At 48.7% G+C, this 22091-nt stretch carries 19 protein-coding genes; 7 read left to right on the forward strand and 12 right to left on the reverse strand.

The window, feature by feature from the left end; translation table 11 throughout:
• Nucleotides 1-80 precede the first annotated feature (80 nt).
• Together JWG39_RS05145 and JWG39_RS05150 are read right to left on the reverse strand one after the other, a co-directional pair.
• A complete protein-coding gene (locus JWG39_RS05145; protein ID WP_205218307.1) occupies nucleotides 81-1739 on the reverse strand; it encodes a sensor histidine kinase in 1659 nt (552 codons plus the stop codon).
• A 15-nt stretch (nucleotides 1740-1754) separates the two neighbouring features.
• The gene (locus JWG39_RS05150) at nucleotides 1755-2405 is read right to left on the reverse strand and encodes a hypothetical protein (RefSeq protein ID WP_205218308.1); all 651 of its coding nucleotides are present in this window, start codon (nucleotides 2403-2405) and stop codon (nucleotides 1755-1757) included.
• Nucleotides 2406-2689: 284 nt separating this feature from the next.
• Between JWG39_RS05150 and JWG39_RS05155 the strand changes: the two genes are divergently transcribed.
• Both JWG39_RS05155 and JWG39_RS05160 read left to right on the forward strand, forming a co-directional pair.
• Complete coding sequence (locus JWG39_RS05155) at nucleotides 2690-3952, forward strand: sensor histidine kinase (RefSeq protein WP_205218309.1); 1263 nt, start codon at nucleotides 2690-2692, stop codon at nucleotides 3950-3952.
• Nucleotides 3949-5316 carry a sigma 54-interacting transcriptional regulator gene (locus tag JWG39_RS05160; protein ID WP_205218310.1) on the forward strand — a complete coding sequence of 456 codons (1368 nt, stop codon included), beginning with the start codon at nucleotides 3949-3951 and terminating at the stop codon, nucleotides 5314-5316. The genes JWG39_RS05155 and JWG39_RS05160 overlap by 4 nt, the downstream gene beginning before the upstream one ends.
• A gap of 21 nt (nucleotides 5317-5337) precedes the next feature.
• Here JWG39_RS05160 and JWG39_RS05165 read toward each other — a convergent pair whose 3' ends face one another.
• From JWG39_RS05165 to JWG39_RS05185, 5 genes are all read right to left on the reverse strand, one after another.
• Nucleotides 5338-6003 (reverse strand): lactate utilization protein, encoded by a 666-nt coding sequence (locus tag JWG39_RS05165; RefSeq protein ID WP_205218311.1) that lies wholly within the window; start codon nucleotides 6001-6003, stop codon nucleotides 5338-5340.
• 14 nt (nucleotides 6004-6017) lie between these two features.
• Nucleotides 6018-7763 carry an FAD-dependent oxidoreductase gene (locus JWG39_RS05170; RefSeq protein ID WP_205218312.1) on the reverse strand — a complete coding sequence of 582 codons (1746 nt, stop codon included), beginning with the start codon at nucleotides 7761-7763 and terminating at the stop codon, nucleotides 6018-6020.
• Nucleotides 7753-8511, reverse strand: a complete 759-nt coding sequence (locus JWG39_RS05175; protein ID WP_205218313.1) for a ferric reductase-like transmembrane domain-containing protein — start codon at nucleotides 8509-8511, stop codon at nucleotides 7753-7755. The genes JWG39_RS05170 and JWG39_RS05175 overlap by 11 nt, the downstream gene beginning before the upstream one ends.
• A 1-nt stretch (nucleotide 8512) precedes the next feature.
• On the reverse strand, nucleotides 8513-8725 hold the full coding sequence (locus tag JWG39_RS05180) for a 4Fe-4S dicluster domain-containing protein (RefSeq protein WP_205218314.1): 213 nt from the start codon (nucleotides 8723-8725) through the stop codon (nucleotides 8513-8515).
• A 113-nt stretch (nucleotides 8726-8838) separates the two neighbouring features.
• The gene (locus tag JWG39_RS05185; RefSeq protein WP_205218315.1) at nucleotides 8839-9120 is read right to left on the reverse strand and encodes a hypothetical protein; all 282 of its coding nucleotides are present in this window, start codon (nucleotides 9118-9120) and stop codon (nucleotides 8839-8841) included.
• Between the two features lie 188 nt (nucleotides 9121-9308).
• On the opposite strand from JWG39_RS05185, the gene JWG39_RS16720 reads away from it, so the two are divergent.
• The 5 genes from JWG39_RS16720 to JWG39_RS05205 all read left to right on the forward strand — a co-directional run bounded on the left by JWG39_RS16720 (nucleotide 9309) and on the right by JWG39_RS05205 (nucleotide 15222).
• Nucleotides 9309-9434 (forward strand): hypothetical protein, encoded by a 126-nt coding sequence (locus JWG39_RS16720; protein ID WP_275888959.1) that lies wholly within the window; start codon nucleotides 9309-9311, stop codon nucleotides 9432-9434.
• Nucleotides 9435-9457: 23 nt separating this feature from the next.
• The gene (locus JWG39_RS05190; protein ID WP_205218316.1) at nucleotides 9458-11839 is read left to right on the forward strand and encodes a hypothetical protein; all 2382 of its coding nucleotides are present in this window, start codon (nucleotides 9458-9460) and stop codon (nucleotides 11837-11839) included.
• On the forward strand, nucleotides 11826-13472 hold the full coding sequence (locus JWG39_RS05195) for a hypothetical protein (protein WP_205218317.1): 1647 nt from the start codon (nucleotides 11826-11828) through the stop codon (nucleotides 13470-13472). Before JWG39_RS05190 ends, JWG39_RS05195 begins: the two co-directional genes overlap by 14 nt.
• 353 nt (nucleotides 13473-13825) lie before the next feature.
• Nucleotides 13826-14305 carry a YehS family protein gene (locus JWG39_RS05200; protein ID WP_205218318.1) on the forward strand — a complete coding sequence of 160 codons (480 nt, stop codon included), beginning with the start codon at nucleotides 13826-13828 and terminating at the stop codon, nucleotides 14303-14305.
• A 692-nt stretch (nucleotides 14306-14997) separates the two neighbouring features.
• Nucleotides 14998-15222: a hypothetical protein gene (locus JWG39_RS05205; protein WP_205218319.1), complete on the forward strand. Its 225-nt coding sequence runs from the start codon at nucleotides 14998-15000 to the stop codon at nucleotides 15220-15222.
• A 21-nt stretch (nucleotides 15223-15243) separates the two neighbouring features.
• On the opposite strand, the gene rlmF is transcribed toward JWG39_RS05205, so the two are convergent.
• From rlmF to JWG39_RS05230, 5 genes are all read right to left on the reverse strand, one after another.
• On the reverse strand, nucleotides 15244-16236 hold the full coding sequence (rlmF, locus tag JWG39_RS05210; RefSeq protein ID WP_369130573.1) for a 23S rRNA (adenine(1618)-N(6))-methyltransferase RlmF: 993 nt from the start codon (nucleotides 16234-16236) through the stop codon (nucleotides 15244-15246).
• 714 nt (nucleotides 16237-16950) lie between these two features.
• The gene (locus JWG39_RS05215; RefSeq protein WP_205218321.1) at nucleotides 16951-17316 is read right to left on the reverse strand and encodes a DUF1294 domain-containing protein; all 366 of its coding nucleotides are present in this window, start codon (nucleotides 17314-17316) and stop codon (nucleotides 16951-16953) included.
• A 101-nt stretch (nucleotides 17317-17417) separates the two neighbouring features.
• The gene (locus tag JWG39_RS05220) at nucleotides 17418-20555 is read right to left on the reverse strand and encodes an NAD-glutamate dehydrogenase domain-containing protein (protein ID WP_205218322.1); all 3138 of its coding nucleotides are present in this window, start codon (nucleotides 20553-20555) and stop codon (nucleotides 17418-17420) included.
• A 178-nt stretch (nucleotides 20556-20733) separates the two neighbouring features.
• Entirely contained in the window at nucleotides 20734-21285 is a 552-nt protein-coding gene (locus JWG39_RS05225; protein ID WP_205218323.1) for a 2-oxoacid:acceptor oxidoreductase family protein, read from the reverse strand.
• Nucleotides 21286-21290: 5 nt separating this feature from the next.
• Nucleotides 21291-22091, reverse strand: coding sequence for a 2-oxoacid:ferredoxin oxidoreductase subunit beta (locus JWG39_RS05230; protein WP_205218324.1), 801 nt, complete (start codon nucleotides 22089-22091; stop codon nucleotides 21291-21293).

The following is a 22091-nucleotide window of genomic DNA, read 5'->3' on the forward strand; positions in this document are numbered from 1 at the left end:
CTCTCTGTACTGCGGGTTTTAGAAGACGGGTGCGTCGGGAAACCGGTTCTTTCCCGGGGCGACGTTCCCGGATTATCTGCTCAGTGCCTTTTTATCTCACCAAGGCGCGCAATTGGCAGTTGTACGGTGAAGAGGGCACCACCACTCTCTCTATTTTCTGCTTTAAGCGAACCGCCCAGTTTGCGGGTAATGTCATAACTGATATAGAGTCCCAGTCCGGTTCCCTTATTCGGTAATTTCGTGGTGAAAAATGGATCGAAAAGCCGTTTCAGATTCTCACGGGCAATTCCCTCCCCGCTGTCTGCAAAGCGGATCACCAGATCGCTGCCGGATACTGCCGTGGATATTTCTACTTCACCTTTCTCACCGGCGGCATCCAAAGCATTATTAAGCAAATTCAGAAATACCTGCTGAAGCTGCGGCCCGTCTGTCATGGTGAGCGGCAGATCAGGAAGGAAATTGCGGTGGATGGAAATATCGTGGCTTTCTGCTTCCTTCTCAACAAAAGAGATTGTCTCATTAAGCAGGTCATTGAGCTGTACCTCTTCCTGCTGAGCGGCCATCTTTTTAGAATATCCAAGCAGGCGGTGGGTGATCGTTCCGGCGCGTTTGACGTGGTAGCGGATTTTCTCTATTGACTCTTTGTATTCGCCAAGATTTTTAACCTTTGCCGGATCCTCTTCAGGTAACAGCTCGGCAATCCAGCCTGACTGCGAACTGATCATTTGCAGAGGGTTGTTAATTTCATGGGCGACTCCGGCCGCGAGACGGCCGATGGTTGCCATTTTCTCCATCTGGGCAAACTGCATGGAGTTGGCGGCGTACTCCTGATCTGCATGACGGATATGGCGTGCCAGCATGATGGAGACCACTAATGCGGCGGCGAGAGCGAGGATAAAGAGGATGGTGAAGACGATAAGAATCTGTCGGTACAGAGGAATATAGACAGACATGGAATCTGCTACATTTGCTGTGACAATGAAGAACCACCGGCCGTCGGCGAGGGGGCGTGCGATATAGACTGCGTCGTCGGTGACAATGGGGGCCTCAGATCCACCAGCGCTGATCAGGGTGCGGGCTGTGACGGAAAGAGTGTCTTCGCCGCGCAGGCTGGGGGTCTGAAACTCTCCCGCGCGGTTGACGATGAAGGCGTCACTGTGGGGGCTGATCTGCGCGGCAAGCAGCAGGGAGTTGAATGATGATGAGTTGACGGTTGCCCGCAGTACATAGCTCTTCAACGGGTTGGTGACGGCTACCACAAAGTGGGGTGTGCCGCGATAGCCGGTGAAGACGTTACTGATGTGTACGCCATTGAGCAGAGTCTCCTGAAACCACGGTGCTTCAGCGTAGCTCTTGCCTTTCACCTGGGTGCGATAGGGACCAACGTAGGCGTATTGCCGACCATCGGCGGCAATGCTTTGCAGGTCGACAATATCACCCCGATTGTCAATGGCGAGAAAGAGTTTTTCCGTGTTGCCCTGCTGCTCAAAGAAACTCGGCGGCAGAAAATTAACGAGCATATCGAGATTGTTGATGTGGTCCTTTAAGACCTGAGACAGAACCTTGGCCTGGGCGGTAACCGTGGCTGTGGCCTTATCCTCCAGACGAATGATGTTGATATCCCGCAGGGAGTTCTTTGTTATCCAGCCGACGGCGAGCAGCGGCACCAGGCACAGGCAGAAAAAGGCCAGCAGCAGGCGGCGGGTGACTGAGGCATAATAATCGTTCATTCGTTCCATTGTATCTCCCTTTTCCTATCCGTTGAGCAGCAGTGCCAGTTTCTGCTGTAAATTTTCAAACGGCGGTCGCCCGTCGGTGACAAGGTCCACTGACGATTTCAACATCTCCCTGGCTGCTGTATTCTGGTCAAGCAGCAGCACTGTCTTGCTCGTCGTGAGGGAAGTAACGCGGTCCATCGTGGCGAGCAGTTGACGACCGGGACGCTCAAGGACAGTGAAAACTACGATATGGGGCATGAAATTGAGTAGAGTGAGGCTGGCGTGAACACCGAAAGGAATACTGTCGGCCAGCACGAGGTGACAACTTTTGGCGATTGCTTCACAGATGCGGTTCATCTTCCTGCGCAGCCGTTTCGCCATGCCGCTGTCAAGTAGCAGTTCGGCAGGGTAGAGAAAAAGGATACGGGAGGTTCTCGGGGGCAGCAGCCTCTCTGGAATACTCATCCGGTTGTGCAGCAGAAAGCCGAGAAAATCTATTAACCGCACTGAGTTTTTCTCTACATTTCCAGGGAGTCTGCGGGTGGATATGAGATAGCGCACCCGATTGAGGGAGAGACTGCAGTAACCCGCGATCTGGTCGATGGTGATCTGCTTTGCTTCCGAATTATTCAAATAGATGGCCTGCAGCATATCGCTCTCCAATACAAGATTCAGAGTATTGTCCATATCCAACCCTCCTTCTCCTTTTGTAAAGCAAGGTTTGTGCCAGAGGAGGAACTGTCGAAAAAAGATGATGATAACAAGGGGATAGCATTGAAAGGTGGAATAAAGAGACGCCGGAACATGTAAAGTTTTGGTAACAAAATTTCCGATGCTGTTATTCTATCTCATTGAAATATAGTGAAAAAGGGGATATTACCTAAAGGTAACAACTGAAAAGCTCTTTACCGGGAGAATGTAACCGAAAGGTAACAAGGCAAAGGAAGAGGTTGAAACCGGGAGGTAAAATAATGACAGCGCGAGACAGAGATAAACTGGCACAGTTGACCGGAGATGAAATGCTGGTTGACCCGCTGGTCCGTATTTTTGAAAAGCAGAAGAAAGATCTCGTTATCCGGATGTTAAAAAAACATGAAGAGGTGGAGGCGAAGAACTTTTTTATTTCCCGTATCATGTCCAGCCTCTCCGACCTGTTTATTCTCTTTGCAGAGGATTTCACTATTCTGCGGGCGGGAAAGGAATTTTATGATGTCCTCGGCTGGGATGTGGATCAGGAGGGGCTGCAGCTGAGCGATATTGCCAATCCGGAGGTCTCACGGGTTATCAGGAAACACTTTGCCGAGGGGGATTTTCGTGACCTGGAAACTCTTTTTTGCAACCGGCAGGGGTGGCCGGTGCCGGTGCTTGTCCGCGGTACCACCTGCCCTGCTGAAAAGGGAAAGACTGTCCACATGCTTGTTGCCAGCGATCGGCGGGAGTTTTTTGAGGTAATGGATCGCATGCGCGAGGTACAGGACCAGCTCATCCACTCCGGGCGGCTGGCCAGCCTTGGCGAGATGGCGGCGGGAATCGGCCATGAACTGACCCAGCCGCTTAACACCATGCTGCTGCTTGCCCGTAACTGCCAGAAGGCGATGGCCGACCCGCTGCGTCACAAGGATATCCTCAGTGAGAACCTCTCCACTATCATCGATCGCATCAACTTCGCTTCCTCCATCATCCACAGTATGAAGGGGTTTGCCGGAAAGGCGCAGAATAAGATGACTCATTGCCGGGTGAATATTATCCTGCTTGATGTCCTCAACTTCATCGAGGCGCAGCTGGAACTCTCCGGGGTGAAGGTAAAGCTGGAACTGGAAGAAGGGGACTTTTTCGTCCAGGGTCAGGTGGTCCGTTTAGAACAGGTGTTGCTTAACCTTATTCAGAACGCGGCGCAGTCGATGGGGGAGAGCGATTTCCCTGAGCTGATTATCCGCCTGGAACGCCTCTGCGGCATTGATCCGCCAAGCCTCGCGGAGCGGATGTGGGTGGTGATCTCCATTATCGACAACGGCTGCGGTATTCCGTCGGAGCTTGAGGAGAAGGTGTTTGATCCCTTTTTTACCACCCGTGAGGTCGGGGTGGGTATGGGCCTGGGGCTCTCCATTGTCGAGCGGATCGTCCGCAGTACAGGAGGGTTTGTCAAGATGAAGACCGCAGTGGGACGGGGGACAACCTTCGCTGTCTGGCTGCCGGAAGAAGAGATTCAAAAGGTTCAGGAGGGGGAGGAGTGACAGAGAAGATAAAAATTCTGGTGGTGGACGACGACAGCTATCTGCTCTCGGCCATAGGGCAGACGCTGATGCTGCATGGCTGGGAGGCAGTGCTGGAGAGTGATCCTCAGCAGGCGTTGCAGCACCTGGAGAATGATATTGCGGTACATGCGGTGGTCAGTGATGTCCGCATGCCCCATCTTGATGGCATGGAGTTTCAGCGGCGGGTGGCGGAGATAGATGCCGAGCTGCCGCTGTTGCTTATCACCGGTCATGGAGATGTGGCGCTGGCGGTGAAAGCTCTCCGGGCCGGGGCCTACGATTTTCTTGAGAAACCGGTGGATGATGAGGTCTTGCTCACCGCCCTTCAGCGGGGGGTGGAAAAGCGGATGCTGGTTCTGGAGAACCGCAGGCTGGCGGCGCGGCTGGCCGATGTTGCCGACGAACAGGGGAACGGTTCTTTCTTCCACGGGCTGGTTGGGGCGCACGCCTGCATGCAGCGGCTCTATCGGCAGATCGTGCGGATGGCGAAGCAGAACGATCCGGTGCTGATCTGCGGAGAGACGGGTACCGGCAAGGAGCTGGTGGCCCGGGCGCTGCACCAGATCGGGCGGCCGGCGATGCCCTTTGTAGGGGTGAATATGGCCGCGATTCCCGGCGATATGGTGGAAGCGGAGTTATTTGGCTGTGAGCAGGGTGCTTTTACCGGGGCGGAGAGGGCGCGGGAGGGAAAATTTGATCTGGCTGGCAGAGGGACAATCTTCCTTGATGAAATCTGTTCTCTTGAGGTGGCTTTGCAGGGGAAGCTGTTACGGGCGCTTGAGGAGCGCAGTTACTGCCCGCTTGGCAGTAATGAACTGCGGCCGCTTGCGGCACGGGTGGTGGCATCGGTCAACCAGGACATGAAGGAGGAGGTGGCGGCTGGACGTTTCCGCGAAGATCTCTTCTACCGGCTCAATGTCTTTTCGCTGGAGATGCCCCCACTCAAGGCGCGGCGGGAGGATATCCCTCTGCTGATAGAGTCCTTTCGCCAGGAGTATTGTCGTGAGAGCGGTGAAAAAATGGCGCCCTTTGCGCCGAATTTTCTTACAGAGCTGATGGAGCAGGATTGGCCGGGTAATGTGCGGGAACTGCGGAATCGGGTGCGGCGATTCTGTGTCCTCGGGGAAGAGACAATAGAGGGCGAGTGGGAGAAGAGTAATACCCCGCGGCTGCCGTTGAAGGAGTTTGTTGCCCTCAAGGAGCGGGAGTATCTTCTCGCCGTGTTGCGAACGTACGGTGGCAAGGTGGGGGCTGTTCATAAACTCCTTGGTCTGAGTCGCAAGGGACTGTATGACAAGGTGAATCGTTACGAGATTGATCTTGATGCGCTTCGCAGGGAGTGAAAAACGAGTACCCTTCCGGGGTTACAGCCCTGCTTCCTCGTTTATCAGCACGACACGGATGCGGCCGGCGGGGTAGCACTTTTCGGTGATAAGCCACTGATTGCAAATGCGGTCAGGGCTTCTGCAGTCCATGCATTCACCGGTTTTCTGGCAGGGGGTTTTCATGTAGTCGTGGCGGATGGCGTTAAGCGGGGCGGCCACCTCTTTAATCCGGGCCATTGCCCGTTCCACATCGGGAACGATCTTGTTGCGGCTGATGGTTAGAATAACATTGCGCGGGCCGTAGGCGATGCCGCCGATACGGTTGCCGTCCATATCGAGATTGACCAGTTTCCCGTCCTCGGTAAGGGCATTGCTGCCTGTGAAAAAAAGGTCGGTGAGCAGGGCCCGGCGACGCAGTGCAACTTTCTCTTCCCTGGGAGCACCTTTGGGAAAAGGGTCAATGAATTCTACTCCGTCCAGTTGTGTCATTGCTTCGAGTACACCGGTGGCACGCAGGGTCATGGAGTCACCGAAAGCGGCACTCTTGAGGCCCTCAATCTGCGGGACGATTTTCTGCATGATCAGCGCACCGGCAGCCTCTGCATTACTGGCAATAAAGACCGTGAAGTTGTTCCGCTCCAGCGCCTTTTTTACCTTCTCCAGCTTGATATCCCAGTATCTCTCGCAGATTTCACTTCTTTCCATCTCCATCTCCTGTTTCAGGTTGCCGGTCCTTCGTTGAAGGGCTGAATCTCCAGCCCCATGGTGCCATCATCGGTCTGAAAAATGTTTATCCAGCAATCCCAGTCCTGCTCATTGATCCGTGGATAGTCGACGCGGTAGTGGGTGCAGCGGCTCTCGCGGCGAAGGATGGAGGCACGCAGCTTCATCTCGGCGTTGAGTATCATGTTGCCTGTTTCGTGGGCGAGGCGCAGTTCGTGGATATTGCGGGCGATGAGCAGTGGCTGGTGATTGTCGCGCAACTCTTCCACGTAGGCGAGCGCTGCCTCCAGCATCCGTTCTTTTTTGATATAGAGGATGAAATTAGGAATGACAATCCCCTGCAGGGTCTGAGTGACCCAGCGGGGGCTGAAGCCCCGGCCGCGTTTCAATGGGGCGAGGATCTCTTCACTGATGGTAATCTTCTGGTCCGGGGGGATGGCAAACCGGGATTTCCGCCGAAGAGCAACCCGCGCTGCCGCTGTGCCGGCAATTGCACCCTGCACGGCTGCTGCGGAGAGGGAGGCTCCCTGCTGCAGCTCCATTGCTCCGGTAACACAGGACCCGAGGGCGTCGCCAGCGGCATAGAGGCCGGAGATGGTAGACTGACCATTGAGATCAACCGGGGCAAGTCCTTCAGAATTGTGCGGGGCGAGTCCCGCCCCGGCACCTCCGGAGGGCGGACCCTGCGCAAAGAACGGGGGAGAGAGGACAGCGTGATGTACTTTAGGTTTCTGGTTGGGTTTCGTTTCTGCCGGATCCCTGCCGGTGGCCGGATGAACAGCTGGTCCGCGGGGAAAGTGTTTGACCTTGTGTTCTTTGTCCGCGTCCGGCAGACCGGGGAGAATGGCCCCCTCTTTCCATACCTCATAGTTGAGCCCGAGCTCGCCTGTGACCTCCACATCTGTCCCGCATACCTGCGGCTTGCGGGCAAGATCTTTGCGCCAGCGCTGCCACGTGGCGGCGGGGGCATTGAGCAGGCCGGTGGTGGTGTCATTCCACTCCTTGCCGGTAATCCGTGCGCCGATACGCCAGGCCATCATGGCACCGTCACTGGTCAGGTCGCAAACCGGCATTCCGGCGGGTTTAAAGGCACCGGCACCGGTGGCGAGCACCACCGTTTTCGCGGAGAAAAAGTGAATGGTACCGTCATCAAGAGTAAAACCTCCCGCTCCGATAACGCGCCCCCGTTCTTTGATCAGGTGAGTGATCATGATTCGCTCACAGATCTCTACTTTCCGTTTCTTGAGTTGATGGTGAAAGCATTTGCTGTAGAGGGCTGAGTCGAAGAAGCCCCACTTCTTGAGGTCATTGACCCTGGCAAGGCTGTGGTTGGCGAGCTGGCGGGTGAATTTGGGATTGCTGGTGCGGTGGCTGGCTGTGTTGATTGCCTTGATCCAATCCTTCAGTGGCATTTCTTCGGGGGTGGGATAGTAGGCGAAGATATCCCGAGCCCATGGAGTCTGGCCTGAGGCCCCGAGGCGTCCCTTGGCGGTGAGGATCACTTTTGCGCCCTGGTCAGAAGCCTTTACTGCAGCAAAAAAACCGGCCATGCCGCCGCCGATAACCAGTACATCTGTGACATGTTCTTTCGTTAAGAGAGCGTCGGGATCAATGTGCGGGTGGTTCTCCCGGGCTTGAGCCTCGGCATGGGCTGTTCCGCTGAAACTGAGACCTCCAAGGGCGGTCATTCCAATGGCTCCCGCAAGAAATTGACGACGGGTACTCTTTATCTCAGAGCTCATTTTCTACCTCCTCTTTTTCAGGTCGATGTTCCTGCTTTTCAAGCCTGTCGATGTTCTCCGGTGGTGGCAGCAGCCTGACGGCCGGGGGTGGGAGCAGCCTGACGGGTTTTGCGTGGGGAATGAGATCAAACCAGCGGCGCAACATCATTACAGCTGCCGCAAGGGCAAAAAGAGTGAAGATTACGGTAATAAAGGGGGTTATATGACGTCCAAGGACAAAAACGTGGTGCAGCCCGAAGATCAGCACAAGAAATGCAAGGATACCATGCATCCGTCGCCATGCTTTGTATTTCAGTGGCAGTACATTCCTGAACCAGGCGGTAATGCCGAGGGTTGCGAGCAGCAGCCAGCTGATAATTCCAGAAAGAACTCCGGCAGTCGGGGTGGAAATCATGGTGAAGAATGCTTCGCGGGGAGAGATACCGTATTCAAACAGTTTGGGCACTACCAGCAGAAAGGGATGGCTGCAGAGAAGCAGCACAAGAAGTGTACCTGTAACTATATGGTATTTGCTGAGCATACAGCCACGCAGGTGCAGTGACAGGAAACGGTTGCGGGGGAACCAATAGAACTGTCCCGGGACAAGGCACCATGCGGTGACGGTGATCAGCGAGAAAATTTCAAGGTAGGCGTTGCGTCCACTGAAAACACCTTTGATGAGCATAAAAAGTACCGGAAAACCGGCGAAGACGGCGATGGCACGCAGGAAAAAACCGCTGGTGGTAAATACGGGAGGAGTCTGAGACATTTTATCCCCACGAGATGATGACCGGGATGGACTTCTCCGGGTCTATGGTGATGGCATCTACCGGGCAGTACATGCGGCAGAGATGGCAGATCTGACACTCTTCCGGCCAGCAGATTTCTGCCTTGCCGTTGTCGCCGATGCGCAACACATCCATCGGACAGCTTAAGACACACTCACTGCAGCCGATACAGCCGGAGATTTTTTTAATTGCCATGGGGCCCCACAATACTTTGAAGGTTCTGAGGGCAGGACGGGGGCGGGAAAAAAAATTCTGTCCACTGAGTTATCATTGAGATAGCAGGGCAGTTGTTGTGCTATTGATGTTATTTATTCCGCCTTGCAGCCTTCGGGAACCGCAACAAGGCGTCCTTCGATAATTTTACAGGTCGCGGTGATGACAGCACCGCTGAGACCGTCGATGGTGACGAGATCAGCTTCCCTGTGCCCCTCACAGGCTGTGAAGGCGGCGGTGGGCGGCATTTCGTTCAGGTTCTCTGAAACAGATAGAGCGGTATGGGTGGCACAGGATGTCATGAAGGGGAGTATTCCCGCAACAACCGCAATTTTCAGTATATTCTGCATATTCTCATTGTTTCTGAAATTTGGCATTCTATCCTGGATTACATAACCCGGCATTCCTTTTTTTCTCTTTTGGTGCGAAAGCATTTTGGGGAGAGGTTGTCATTTTTCGAATGTTCAGAGTATTCAGCTGGAAAAAAATATACGAAACATCAGTATGATCTGATAAAGTCAAGGTCTCATTCCAGCCCAAGAGACCTTCCTGGCAGGAGTATATCATGAAACAACCCGACTTTGATAAAACAGGTGCTCCACCAGTCAAACTGGAGTGCAGGGACACCGAACCGGTTCTGTTGAAAAAGACAGATTATTCAAGGTACCCAACAGTGCGCCGGGAGCAATGAGAAAAAAATGAGGGCAAATTACAATGAAGAAACTGCATCGATACTTTTATACATCTATGAGCATTGTCACCGTGAAGGGGAAAAGAGATTTCAATCCTCCCGGGTTAATATTGCTTGTCCTGCTCTTGTCCTGCTTCTTCCTCACGGGAACGTGCTGGTCTGATTCCAATCCGTCCATGCCATCTCCGGATGTTACAGCCAGGACCTTGCAGCTTGAAGGAACACAGTTGCAGCTCAAGGGAGATGTGCAAGGGGCTGTACTCAAATATCGGCAAAGTCTGGGCCTCAAACCAAACAAAAAACTGGAGAATATTGTTCTGTTCCTGGAACAGCGACTGGATCACTCTGTTAAAAAGATCCTTTTTGATGGAAAATTAGAAGATCAATGGCTTGAACTCTCAGCTTCTGGGGGGAATTATTCAGAGTTTGCTCAAATAAAGAACAACGCTCTGGTTGTTGATGTCCCGGAAGGAAACTCCTGGGGAAAAACCGGGATCAGGTCCAGGAATGAGTTGTTTACATTCCCAGATAAAAACAAAGCAGAGGCAATTAAATTAACATTTGATATCGATGTGAAAGAGTCAAGTGATTTCGTATATGCTGTTATTCCTGGAAATTGGGATGGAAATCTGGAATGGCGTTCTCATTTCATTCGATTACAGGCGAACAAAAATAAAGATGGGAAAACGGTAACTTTATCATTAATAATCAGAAAGTCTGAAAAAATGAAAGCAATAGTCAATATTGAGCAAATAGCCCGGCTGAATGTTATCATTCGTTCAGATAATATTGTTGAAGTGACAGATAAAAACGATAGTAACGTACTGCAAGCCATTATCAGTGGTAATGAAAATGTTTATAAATATGGCTATAAAATAAGTGCATTAACCCATGCGAATGAATCAAATTTGCCTGCGAAACTTATGCTTAAAAAGATCAGTCTGGAAAAAGTAAAATATATAAAACAGACAGATACCTCAATTTTATCCAACATCACAGGAAAAACAATATTGTTTGATGGAAAATTAATGGGACATCAATGGATTCGATATAAAGAATCCAGGGATGATTATGATAAAACAGTCAGATTGGCTGATGGTGCATTGTTGGTAGATGTGCCGGAGGATTCAGGGTATGCCAATGTGGGTATTGAGTCGAGTCATCCCTTGATTTGGCTTGATGCATTTGGAGAAGGGTCAGAAAGAGAAGTTGTTTTTGACTTCTTGCCTGATGAAACAACAGGTTTTGCGATTGCCCTTTCATATCGAGACAATCATTTTATTGTAAAATGGGTAAAAGATTCAGCTTGTGATACGGCCCTGCTGCAAATTTACGTAAGTGAAAATCTGGGTTTAATTGGCAATTGGAATTCTTCTTATACACCTGTTTGGGAACAGAAATTAACAGCAAAAGCACCCAGTCGTGTAAAGCTTGCATTGACTCCAGAAGGGGTTCATCTTTCGGGTGATAATTTACCGGAGCATTTGCAATACTGGAAATTCCTTAAAGCCAATGCCGGGTATAAGATTTACGCCTATAGCTTTCCTCTCTTACCAGATAAAGCTGTAAAGATGGCTTTAAAACAAATAAGTTTACACAAAAATAAACTTGTACCAGCAGCACAAATCGAGGCAGTTGAAAATGTTGAACCTTTGCCTGTTAAAACCTTTTTTGACGGCTCTAAAGTACAGGATTGGACGTTTACACCATGGCAAATCTACAAAGAACCTGTTACTGCTTGTCATTTAGATGAAAAGGGATTTTCTGTTTTTGATGTGCCCACAGATACACCATTGGACGGTTGTGATATTCATACAACTGAACCCTTGATTACTATAGATGAAAGGATAGATACAACATCTTATAAAGTGACTGCTGAGTTTGATGCTAAAACAACTAAAAATTTCCAGGTAGTTATCACACCGCATACCAGGAGCAAGTGGAATAAATATTATGAAGCTTGTTATGTTCAACTTTTTCAAAATAAACACTCTGAAAATATTTTTAGTCTCAATTGTGGCGGGAATAAAAATTATTGGCAGAGAACGGTCTCAGATGAATGGTTAACATCAGAGTGGGATGGAAAACTCACAATATTAATTGAAAAAGAGTGGTTGCAGGCACAAATAGGGAATGGGCAAGCTATACGCATTGCTCATACATCGCCATCAAATATATATATCTATGTTGTTGCCCTGGATTATCGTTATGCTGACACTAAAACAGCGTTTATGTTAAAATCGATATCCGGTCAATGGCAGGCTCCCGAAGGAATGAAGACAGTAGATCGTTGGTTTTATATCGACACGTCTGATTTTAATCCTGAGCAGTTTATCAAAGATTTAGCCAGTGACCTTCCTTATCCAAACGCACCGATACTTGAAGGGGAATATGATGAAAAGTAAAATAATAATATATATTGTTCTCGGTTTTCTGTTTATTTTTTGCCAAAACGCGTATTCAAGAATGTGGGTTATATACGTCAACGATAAAGTTCCATCTAACTATGATTTAGAAACTGTATCAGAAGTATTTGATTATGAAAAAAAGCCATTTAAAGATCTTCTTGCTACGTGGGAACAAAGTAAGATCCAGGAAGAGCAGATAAAGCATTATGAAAAATATGGCATTACAAAGTCACAGGCACAACATGCGATTGAAGAGCGACTCCGGTTATCCAGAGCTTTGGTTCGTTCCAGATTTTTAGGGGTGAAAGATATTTCGCCTGCTTTTGATTCGTTAGATAATAGAGTTAAAGCTATGGATTATATCGTAGGACTGGGACATGACAGATTTAAAAGTTTAATCAATAAATTTGGGATTAAATTAGGAAATGATTTTTTTCAATGCTTGTGTCACTCACAGGGTCTTGCTGGGACAAGTTTAGGATATAGCCCTGCACCAGATAAACATTGTAATACAACAGCACCATGCAAAGGTGGAAATTGGGGATGTGTTTGTTCTGATTTACCCAAAGATGGTGTAATCTGGGCTGACTGTGCAAAAAAGTATCATACTGCAGATGGGAAAAATATCTTTGATCGTTTCGGCGAGCATATTAATGTTTGCCAAAAAGAACGAAATGATATCATAAAAAACTTGCAGGAGAGGAGTCAAGTGCATCGTAAAAATTGTTTACCTCATCTGTCAGAGAGAAGTTTGCAAGAAATGCAAAGTATGCTAAAAATAGGACTTGCTGCAAAAGCCGCTAAATTGGCAGAAGATGCAGACAATATTTGTGAAGAATCCATAGTTGTAAACTTGTTTCTTAATGAGAATCAAAGTAAATACTCAGTAGCAGTAGTTATGGAAGGCCTGGCTCAGTGGCTCCCCGATAAATGGTATGTTTATGGTAAACTTAACGATGCAATGGTTTCTGAGGTCGGCTCAAATGTATTCAACACAACTTTAGGAAAAACCATAAATGTTCTGAGCTTCGCCAATAATGCCATGGCCAATAAAAAACTTGTAGAGGATGAAATAAAAGCAAGAAAAACGGATGAAATATATAGGGGTGCACTTGAATTGTTTCAAAAAAGTAAAAGTTGGAATGTTCAACAACTTAGGAATATAGACTCTACTCTTCGGGAAAAAATTAATGAAGTAAATAATGAAATAAGCAAACTTAAATATATGTATTTGGAAGAATACAATGAATTCTATACAAAAACCATGCTAAAAATCGGTGATGCAATAGATGCAAGACGTAAAAAATTAGAGAGAGAACTTATAATGGAAGGAGAAAGACTTGAGAATAATTTTAACAGCAGAAAAGCCGAATTATTAATGAAGCGGGCAAATTTACTTCTGAAAAAAAGTATTATAAATGATTACAGGATTCCCTTTTTAGAAGAAGGAGGGTGTAAGAAATACCTGGTTAAAAGAGAAGCTTCTTGCAAAGCAAGGTTAGCCGAACAAAAAAGATTAAGAGAGAAAAAAATCCGAGAGAATGCTTTAAAAAAAGTATCAGAATATAGAGAAACAAAAACGACAAGAACCAATCCGACTTCGACCAATATTATAAAGCCAGAGAAGTAAGAATTGTATTTTTGATATTATTTCTGTATAAGGGTCCCTTGAATAATCTTGTATTTCGTTCATATTCGAGGCACAGGAGAAAATTTACCGGAGCTATATGTTTGATATTGCGAGGATAAATTTTTGGCTGTAACGAAGAAGATGGGCGAAAGACTGATTATTCAAGGTTCCCATAAGTGGAGGCTGGAGAGTTTTTTTTGTTGAGGGGTTCCCTGAAATACCATTAAGGACACAAAGTAACCACAACATCCAGCTGTTCCAGGTTTGCTTGTAACGCATTGAAACAAGGGGTTATTGTAAATCGGGAAGATCTGGAGTTGTGACACATATTCAATTTAGATCAGGACATAATTATGACAAACAATGATGTTTTACGCCGTATTCGTTATATCTTCGATATTGACGATTCTGAAATGATTGCGATATTTGCTTTAGCTGATTATCAGGTAACCCGTGAGCTGATCAGCGATTGGTTAAAAAAAGATGATGATCCTGCATTTCGGGAATGTAGTGACACTAAATTAGCGCTTTTCTTAAATGGCTTCATTAATCATAAACGAGGCAAAAAAGAAGGGCCACAACCTGAGCCTGAGAAGCGCTTAACTAACAATATTATTTTCATGAAATTAAAGATCGCATTAAACCTGAAAGCCGAAGATGTCTTGGATCTTATGTACCTGGCTGATTTTGCCATGAGTAAACCCGAATTAAGTGCATTTTTTCGGAGACCAGGCCATAAGCATTACCGTGTCTGTCAAGATCAGATGTTACGTAATTTTTTAAAAGGTATGCAGCTTAGATATCGTCCTGTCCTTGAAGAGAACATCGAATAATCGCCCATTTTCTTCGCTACAGATTAAATTCTCAAAAAACTGTGGGAAACAAAAAGCGGTAAGACAATTTTTTTACCGCGAAGAACACGAAGGAACACGAAGAAAGGCAAAAGCATTTGAGAATAAAGATTTTTAAAATGTAAAGCGGGAAGGATGAAAAAGGGGAGACGGGAGAAGGGAGACGGGAGACAGGGAAAAGCAAAAGACGGAACAGCGAAAAACTTTTTGCCAACGAATAAAAGCTCTAATCATGCGAATAAAGGCAAAAAACTTTAAGAAGTTACGCTTTTATAAAAAATGTCCTTTTTCGCATGTTTAGAGGATCCCTTTGGCAAAAAAATCTTTTGTCGTTCCGTCTTTTACAAGGGAACCTTGAAACAATCTCATACCACAATGGATATCATCAATTTTTGTTGCTCTGCTTTTTCCCGTCTCCTTTCTCCCGTCTCCCGTCTCTGCCTTTGAATTCGCCAATACAAAATGTAAATGGTATTACTTCCAAAGGACATAATCCGTATTCCTCGTCAGGCTCGATCTGTCAAACTTCTTATCGATTTTGATGAGATACCAAAGTTACTGCCGCTGTAATCAAATAAAAGTGAAACAGAACGTCGCGAATCAAGGGAGGCGCTTAAGGCCGCCCTTGATTCGCGGTATTAAAAAATATATATTTAGAGATGAGGTATCAAGGAATGAACCTGAAGAGACAAAATAGTATCCAACCCAATATGACCGTTCTTGATATTGTATACACGTTTAAATCCACTGAAGCGATCTTCAAAAAATGGGATGACAAAGCTGGTGAATGTATCTGCTGCAACTCTCTCTTCGATTCCCTTGAGGTCGTAGCGGAAAAATATGGCATCGAACTTCCAGACCTTCTGGCTGATCTCAACAGAGTTGTAGAAAATAGCTGAGGCTGAAGTGCTGCCCATTTTTTAAATAAATGTCCAGGCCAATATTCGTGTAATTTTATTTCCCTGCGTCATTTCTATTTCCCTTATATCAATCGCACCAAGCTTATGAAGCAGTTTTTTTGCAGGCTTTACGTTGTCAATTTTCGAAACCAGACTGGTAAACCAGCGACATTGAGTTGAAAACAATTGACTTTCTTTTATTAATTTTTTCAGAAACAGTCGTTCGCCACCCTTACACCAGAGCTCTGCTTCCAGACCGCCAAAATTGAGAGAGGGAGAAGTGGGTATTGATGTGTGGGGGGCGTCATTTTTATTACAGCGCGAGGTTGTCTGCTCACCGCGATTACGAGCAAGGTTGTTGAATTTACGCTGGCTGACTTTAAGTGCTTCCTCTCGCGAAGCATGGAAAGGTGGATTGCATACGCTGACATCAAAGAATTCTCCCGCTTGAATAATCCCTTCAAAAATATGATTTTTATCGTGTTGTCTGCGTAGAGTGAAGCAGCCTCTCAGCCTGGGGTTTTTCGCGATAATCAAGGCTGCGTTCTCAAGCGATTGAGTATTGATATCGCTGCCCACACAATGCCAGCCGTATATCTGGCAGGCCAGGAGCGGATATATACCATTTGCACCAGTACCTGTATCGAGCAGGGTTTTAGGCCGTGTATCAACCTGCTTCGTGGTACTCTCACCCAATCCTGGTAATTCAGCTATGTAATGGATGTAGTCGACTCTGCCCGGGATGGGCGGACAAAGGGCGCCTTCTGGAATATCCCAGTCGATAATGTTGTAGTATCTTTTTAACAGCGCGGTATTCAAGGCTTTTACGGCCAGTGGATCTGCGAATTCGATGGAAAGGTTTCCATAAGTGTTTGTTTTTACATATCGGGCCAGTGGTGGATAACTTTTCACCAGAGAGGGGAAATCATAGCCCTGCCTGTGGAGATTCCCTGGGTGCAAACCTTTGGGCTCAGACCGGGTGTGGTCCTTTTTCTTTTGATGCCGTGTACTCATAGTAATACCATTTATATTTTGTATTGGCGGATTCAAAGACGAGAGACAGGAGACAGGAGACGGGAGAAAGGAGACGGGAGACGGGAAAAAGCAGAGCAACAAAACTTGATGACATCCATTGTGGTATGAGATTGTTTCAAGGTTCCCTTGTAAAAGACGGAACGACAAAAGGAACCACGAATGGACACGAATAAACACGAATTATTACTGAAAAAACCATAAGAGAATGCCCCTGTGGTTGAATTCGGTCTGTTCTCATGCTCTTGGTAAACCACGGAAGACACGGAAAGCACGGAATATGAAAGCGTAAAAAGCTCAACCCCGACTTTCGGATAACTCCCAAAGTTGATTCATACTCCTGGTGCACTGTACCGCTTAACTTCGGATACAAACGTTTTCGTTTACTGTGTTGTCCCTGTTCGTGAAAATTCGTGTCCATTCGTGGTTACAAAATGCAAAAGGAACCACGAATGGACACGGATAAACACGAATTATTCTCCATTCGTCATCGCCAAAAAAAGATGTCCACGCAGTCGCGTTCTTTGCTGGCTGCCCGGTCTTTATCTTTTCGCCTTTTGTCTTTTCCCTTTCTCCCGTCTCCCGTCTCCTTCCTCCCTTTTTTCATCCTTCTCGCTTTAATTCAAAAAATCTTTATTCTCAAAGGTTTTTGCCTTTCTTCGTGTTCCTTCGTGTTCTTCGCGGTAAAAAATTGTCTTACGGGGCAGTGAAATAGAGGTAGAGGGCAAGCAGGGCGCAATTGCCGCAGACTGTGAGACGAAAGATGTTTCGAAAGGGTTGTTTCAGTGTTTTGTGGTGCAGATACGCTGCAGCAGTGAGGGCCATTGGCCAGCCGCCAGCGAGGGACGCCAGATGCAGGGTCTTCTCCGGGATGCGTCGCTGACTGCGGATAGCGGCGTGTTTGTCCCAGGCGTAGAGAGCACAGGTGACGAGACCGGTAACGAGGTAAAGCTTTGGTATCAGAGTGGAGATGCGATGAGTGACGGTGAGTACGCCGAGGAAAAGGAAGAAGGCGAGGCTGACAGTGAGGGCAATGTGCCTGCGGGTTCGGTTTGAGGTCATTTTTCAGAAGAAGAGGCTAAAGGTTCCCTAAACAGAAAAAAGGTGACAGCGACGTGGCGTCGTGGCGGATTCTCCGCCACGACGCCACGTGCAGGGAACCTTTACTTTACAGCACTTTCCAGCGCCGTAATCATATCCTTGTCAAATCTGGCGAGGAATGTATCCCAGTCCACGGCAAATCTGTAGTAGGCCATGGCCGCCAGCTTTTTGGTGAGAATGGTGTTGCGGTAGGTGCGCAGTTCCGGGGTGTCGAGGGTGTTGAGGATGTTTTTCATCCCGATCATCTCTATCAGTACCGGCGGAATATAGTCAGTAAGGGCTGCTTCCACCAGATTCTTCTGCTTGAGGATCGTCTTGATGTTCTCTTCCAATTTATCCTGCAGGGCGAAGATGCACTCGCTGGAGCTGACTGAAAAGACAGAGAGCGGAGTCGTGGGATCTTTCTCCCCGAGAGCGAGGAGCATGGATGCCTCCTGGCTGGAGTAGCGGGCGACGAGGGTCATCACATCCCGTACAAGATGCCACCTGTTCTCTTTATTGTTGAGCAGCATTTTGTCGTAGTCGTTCCCGAGAAGGAAGGCGGTGAGTACTTCAGCGATGGAGGAGCTGAAGACGCCGCCCTTATTGGCGCTGGAATCTTTGATGTGCAGGATACTGGACTCGGCGCGAATATGTCGGCGGGCACCGTCGGAGAAGAAGACATTGGCGCCTTCGACGATAAAGCGAAGTTCGTCAAAATTTGCAAGGAAGGCGGCGATGTTGCCGAGGTTGATAGTATCCTTGAATCCGCCACAGGGAATCATGGCCTCAATGTTTGCAGCCTCGATATATTTACGGCTGGCCGGGCTGGTGAGGAAGTTGCGATGGAACACCGCACCGTCCTCCACGAGAGTGCCATCGGGCAGGGTGATGTTTTTGTCCCGCAGAGGCACCATGAAACCTTCGGCGCTCAGTTTTTCTACTGGAAAGGCAAGACTGTTGAGCCTTGGGCTGGAGCTGCGGAAGAACGCGAGTTTCTGCAGTTCTCTGCTGTCGAGTCCGCTGGGATCATAAAGGATGGAGCCTCCGTCAATGATCAGGCAGATTTTCCCCTTGTAGCTAAGGATTTCGTTGGAACCGAGGTCACCGTCCGGGCCGCCGGTTATGGCCAGGTTGAGGTCTTCTTCTTTTGCCTTGCCATATTTAATGACAGTGCGAAAAGAGGACATGACCGACGTGGTTGTCATGCCGCTGGTGTTGACCCTGTCACCAATCTCTTTGGCGATATCTTCCATATTGTTGCTGAGGACAATGGATTTCCCGTCAATCTGCAGTTCGGTACCCTCCTTCTCATGGGGGAAGAGGCCGAAGGTGCGACCGTCTTCAAGCAGGCCGTAGACGTCGTGGGGAATGCCAATGCTCTTGCCGGTGGTCAGAGTTCGCCAATATTTGTAACCCCGTTCTTTCGCACGTTCGGCGATGGGATCCATCAGTGGTGCGGTTCCTTCGTCGGGACCAAAGAAAATCATCTCCGGTTTGCCGTAATAGTCAACGACCTCGCGTTCATCAAGGAGCATCAGGTCGAGAATCCCTTCGGTGTAATCGAACAGGGCGTCCATGCTGCAGCGGGCATAAGGCGGATAGGGAACCACAACTCCCTTGGCTCCGGATTCGCAGATATCTTTGTGCTTGATGCGCTGAGCTTTGGCGCCAAGGGCGTAGTTGAGCAGCAGAGCTCCATCAAGCTCACGGGAGAAGTTAGAGGGGGTAATGCGCAGCAGACGCAGGCCGCCACGGGCAATGTCACCCGCGCGGAGATGGGTGCCGGAGCTGTAGTGGCCGTTGATGAGAAAAATTCCGTAGACAAAGCTGTCAAAAACCAGCGGATCGAGAATCTCGTTGTTGTAGCGGAAGGAGAAGGAGCGCTTTGTCTCGCAGTAGAAATTGGTTTTCAGGCAGCAGGTGATCATCTTGAACATAAAACGGAAGATGTCTCCGCTGATCACCTGATCGATGAAACGGGTTTCGATCTTTTTCTCCCAATCGGCTTTGATCTTCACAATCTCCTCGTCGCTCAAAGAGGTGATTGAAGCCGGATTGAAGCGACGGTCGAAGAGTCCGAAAAGATCCCGCAGCAGGTCGGGATTTTGGCTGGCAACCTGACGGATTATAGAGGCACTGTAGGTGGAACGGTTGGATTCATGGATGCGTCGGGCAAAGGCATCGCGGTGGTCTTTGTTCACCAGTTCTTCAAGGATCTGGCGATCTGTGGCATTTTCCGTTTCTTTAAAGATGAAACGATGGGTGAACTCGACGGCATTCGTGGCGAAGATCATCTCCTCAAAAGAGAGGTCGTCGCTGAGATAGAGCTGGATGAGCGGAGTAATGGGCAGGGAAAGAAAGTTGCGCAGAGCGCGGGTGATAATCTCTTCTTCCTCCCGGCTCAGTTCGCCTCTGATATAAAGTGAACAGATTGAACTGGAGGCATCGATGGTGGTGGTGAAGTAGGGCTCCCAGTAGGCGCGAACCAGGGTGGATCCGTGGTCCTCAAGAATCTTGCGCAGCGAGGGAATCTGTGGCCGCTCGAAGTCGGAATTGAACATGATCCGGGTTTCGTCAGTTTCCGGCAGGTTAAAAAACTGAATCAGCGGAGTAGCCTCCTTCGTCTGTCTCTGTAGAAATTTTTCATAGCGTTTGCGGGTTGTCGCAGGTGTAACATCATCTTCTGCTTCGCGGGAAAAAAGGAAGGAAGTTTGTTCAAAATTTTCTGCAGGGAAGTCGCCGATGGTGCCAGGGTTGATAATATAGGTGTAGTATTCAGAATCCGGGCTGAAATAATACTCCCGACGGTGGCCGGAAATCAGTTTTTCGATGAAAAACTCCATTGAATCACGTGTCTTGGCGGTGGCGATGCGTACGCTCAGGCTGGTGCTGGTAGAGGTGTTGAAATCAATGGGTGCGACCTGACCGCGGAGCACCGGTTTTCTCTCGGTAATCTGGATATCGCTGGCTATTGCCGTGAGCAGTTCCACGAGGGAATCTTTATGGATATGTCGAAAAAAGTAGGTTGGCAGTCCGAGTTCCTTGAGGAGTATTCCGGCGGCCATATTAACGCTGCTTGTCGTGACCATTCCCTGGCTGGTGATGTCCATCACTGCTTCATAGAGCAGCGATAGATCAAGTTCTGCGCAGGTGGCGCGTTTGATAATCTCGGCGCCGGGAAGGGAAGGAACGGTGGAAACTGCTGGGGGGGTAGTCATGCTGTCCTCTTAAGATGGTTGAGAAAGCGGTGGTTTTTCTACTTTTCTGTATAGAGTCTATAATTCTGTCACAGTAAACACGTGATGCGTATTCTTTCAATGGAAGAAAGGGAGGCTGAGCTAAAAAAAAAACGCCCGCCCGAGAGTCGCAGGCGGGCGCTGTGTAATAAAATCGTGATCAGAAGTTCTGACGATATTTTTCGCCAAGTTCAAGCCCGAGTGTAAAGGCTTTTTTGTTGAGTTCTACAAAGCCCTTTGGTACTCGTTCGGCGATGACTTCCATCAGGCTGTCCGGGTTGAACAGCGGCCGGATGCCGAAGAGGGTCCCGAGCATGGAGATATTAAAGACAATCGGCTTGCCGATCTTCTCCATCACCATATCATAGATGGGAACACAGACCTGGTATGCATCTGCTTCTTTGGCTGGTTTGACGAAGCGGGGATCGGTGAGCAGCAGTCCTCCGGGACGGATAATTCCGGCATACTGCGTGTAGACCGACTGGGTGAGACAGACAAGGATATCCGGCTGAAGAATACCGGGATAATTGATTGGTTCGTCTGAAAGGATGATGTCGCTTCGGGTAGCACCACCCCGTGCTGCAGCGCCGTAGCTCTGAGACTGGACGGCCTCCATCCCCTCTTTAATGACCGCTGCCTCTGCAAGAATAATGGCTGCGGTGATAACTCCCTGTCCGCCGGAACCGCTGAATACTATTCTGGTTCTTTCCATGATGATTACCTCCTGCTCGCGCGTTCAATGATTTTGTTGTATTCGCTGCAGTATTCAGGCTTGTCTTCATCTGCAAAGATGCCGCGTGCGATGAGCGAAGGATTGTTTTCCAGTTCTTTGGAGCCAAGTTTAGCGGTGCTTTCTTTGAACCATTTCAGCATTTCGACTGCGTCACCCTTTTTATTCTTACGACCATAGTACGTAGGGCACTGAGTCATTATTTCCACTACAGAAAAGCCTTTATGCTGAATGGCTTTCTTCAGGTAGGTGACGGCTTCGGCCACGTGATAGGTCGTGGTGCGGGCGACAAAGGTTGCTCCCGCTGCTTTTGCCAGTTCGGCAACGTCAAAAGCGTTGTCGATGGAGGAGTACGGTGCGGTTGTTGCCATGGTGCCGACTCCGGAGAGTGGTGAATACTGACCGCCGGTCATGCCGTAGATACGGTTGTTCATTACAATTGCGGTTATGTCGATATTCCGGCGGCAGGCGTGGATGAAGTGGTTCCCGCCGATGGCAAGGGCGTCTCCGTCACCCATGGGGACAATGACGTTGAGTGCTGGTTTAGCCATTTTTACGCCGGTTGCACAGGCCAGGGCACGTCCATGCATGGTATGCAGGGAGTGGAAGTCAACATAACCGGAGATCCGCGCAGAGCAGCCGATTCCGGAGGTCATTACAATATCACTTTTGGCAATTCCGAGATCTTCAATGGCCCGCAGCAGTGAATTGAGAATGGTGCCATGGCCACAGCCCTCGCACCACATCTGAGGAAAAAATCTTTCACGAATATATTCTTGAACCGCCAT

The organism is Desulforhopalus vacuolatus (genome assembly GCF_016918505.1).
GTDB classification, from domain to species: Bacteria; Desulfobacterota; Desulfobulbia; order Desulfobulbales; family Desulfocapsaceae; genus Desulforhopalus; species Desulforhopalus vacuolatus.